This window comes from Coleofasciculus sp. FACHB-712 (assembly GCF_014695635.1).
Taxonomy (GTDB): Bacteria; Cyanobacteriota; Cyanobacteriia; order Cyanobacteriales; family FACHB-T130; genus FACHB-T130.
The window spans coordinates 1-2,047 of the sequence record NZ_JACJOQ010000599.1; the positions used below are offsets into that span (position 1 = coordinate 1).

The window sequence follows — 2,047 nt, forward strand, 5'->3', positions numbered from 1 at the left end:
AAAATGGTTGATACTTTGCTTGCTACTGCACTTGATTTAGTCAATCCAAAACACCTACGCAACTGGTTCACAAACTGCTGCTACTGTACTTCATGAACTTGCAATCTGCTGTATTTGATTCAAGCCGATGGGCGGATTTGAACCGCCGACCGTTCGATTACGAATCGAATGCTCTACCACTGAGCTACACCGGCACTGCCGATTTACTATCGTAGCAGGTTTAGATAGAAACTGTTGCACCCAATTTCTGGAAGAAATGCGATCGCGTTCAAATTTATAGCACCAGCCGCCGCCACTGCCGACCACCATCATGCCAAGATGGATCTAAAGTCGGTGGGGATCGAGACGGATGGTAGACCCAAAATTAAAAAATCGCACCCGCAACATCAAAGGCACTCGGAAAGTCAGTGCTGAACAGTATGCACAACTAAAAGCTGAACTTGCTACTCCCTACAAAGGTCTTAGGCAATTTGTTTATGTGGCGTGCGGCGCTTCTGGCTTTATCGGAGGGATGGTCTTTCTTGCCAAGTTAGCCTCCGGTCGGGAAATTGCCTCAGCCGTGCCTAACTTAGCACTACAAATTGGCGTAGTTGCTTTGATGGTTTGGCTGTTTCGCCTAGAACAAAAATCCCAACGTAAGCCATAAAGCTGATCGTTTCCAGTAATCTTGCGGATTCCTCTAAGGGGTAAGACAATCTAAGCTTGAAAGAAGGGATCTGGTGAGTATTTCGCACCCTGAGAACTTGCGAGTAAGATAGGCTAGATTCAGTTATTTGGCTTAACGACATTCTTGCAGTCTTTGGCTTCCCTTGTTGAATGCCGATAAGGTTCTGCGTTACTTCATCGGCTGAGCCTCACCTAAGATTAAGTGTCATCCCAACACATGGAACTAGAACAACGCTTGGGTCTATATCAGGTATTCCTTAAGCTCTATGAGCACCATCGTGGTTTACTAGATGAGATTCTGAAGCTAGAAGATAGCGGCAATAAATTTCTTAGTGGCATTGCACCTCGATATATCCAAGGCGTAGCGCAGGAGCAGCAAGTCTATCTAGTCACAAATTTAATAGATGCTAAAACACAAATGTTGTTTCAGCCGCAGCGAATTTGGACACTGGGGCGGGCGCGTCAAGCTGCCCTACCGATTCCGGATAGACGGTTGTCTCGCAATCATGCAGCGATTCGATATATCGACGATCAGGGGTTTTATCTGGTTGACCTGAATAGTACAAATGGGACTTTCGTCAATGGCGAACCTGTATACAAATGTGTTCTTCTCAAGGACGGCGATCGTATTCGTCTAGGTGGTCTGGCTTTCTCCTTTTTCCTGGGCAATACTATCTGCATGGTGGATAATGTCTCTGCAACCCTGATGGCAGAAATTAATGCCTTGACAAATGCAGAGCAATCGCTTCCGGTTACAGAAATAGAAACCCCTACCTCTCCTACAACAGTTCAGCCTCCTAACACCGAGTGCCAAAAAGAGACTCTACATTTCCTCTCTGGCCCCTCTGCCATTAGAGATCCATTAGTCCCAGTTTTGGAATCTCCTGTGGACCCTCAGCTAACTCCGACTCAGCAATCAGAAATTTTAGACCGTTTTTTCAGTAGACGAATTTCCGATCCAGGTACACAAAACTAAACTTTATAAGATATTTATACGAAAAACCCGTTTCCAATAAGAAAACGGGTTTTTTTATGTGTAAGAGTAGCCCTAAGCTTCCCAAAAAATGATTTAGAGGGTAGGCGAGCCTACCCTATAGTGCTTTTAGTCGTCTAGAAGTTCTTCCTCTAACTCTTCGTCTTCGGCGTCAACTCGCGTGACAGAGTTGGCAGGAACGACTGCCCCCATCTCTAGCTTTTGACGCACCTTTTGCTCAATTTCTTGAATTAACTCAGAGTTTTCTTCCAGGTACTTAATGCTGTTATCCCGACCTTGGGCAATGTTATCACCGTTGTAGCTATACCAAGCTCCTTTACGGGTAATGACCCCAGTTTGTTCTGCCAGGTCAACCATACACCCTAATGTCGAGATTCCCTTGCCAAA

General features: G+C 45.4%; 2 protein-coding genes, 1 tRNA gene and 1 pseudogene. 2 read left to right on the forward strand and 2 right to left on the reverse strand.

Annotation, left to right across the window (positions count from 1 at the left end):
* Positions 1-122: 122 nt before the first annotated feature.
* Positions 123-194 (reverse strand) — tRNA-Thr (locus tag H6F50_RS21875).
* A gap of 155 nt (positions 195-349) precedes the next feature.
* On the opposite strand from H6F50_RS21875, the gene H6F50_RS21880 reads away from it, so the two are divergent.
* Together H6F50_RS21880 and H6F50_RS21885 are read left to right on the forward strand one after the other, a co-directional pair.
* A complete protein-coding gene (locus H6F50_RS21880) occupies positions 350-646 on the forward strand; it encodes a DUF3493 domain-containing protein (RefSeq protein WP_190430332.1) in 297 nt (98 codons plus the stop codon).
* Positions 647-868: 222 nt separating this feature from the next.
* Entirely contained in the window at positions 869-1,642 is a 774-nt protein-coding gene (locus tag H6F50_RS21885) for an FHA domain-containing protein (protein ID WP_347277198.1), read from the forward strand.
* A 126-nt stretch (positions 1,643-1,768) separates the two neighbouring features.
* Here H6F50_RS21885 and H6F50_RS21890 read toward each other — a convergent pair.
* Positions 1,769-2,047 (reverse strand): annotated as a pseudogene (locus H6F50_RS21890) (DNA recombination/repair protein RecA); the annotation flags it as partial.

What these genes read in the sequence shown, in the direction of transcription:
- H6F50_RS21880 (WP_190430332.1), top strand. Translation starts at nt 350, where the DNA reads ATGGTAGACCCAAAATTAAAAAATCGCACCCGCAACATCAAAGGCACT.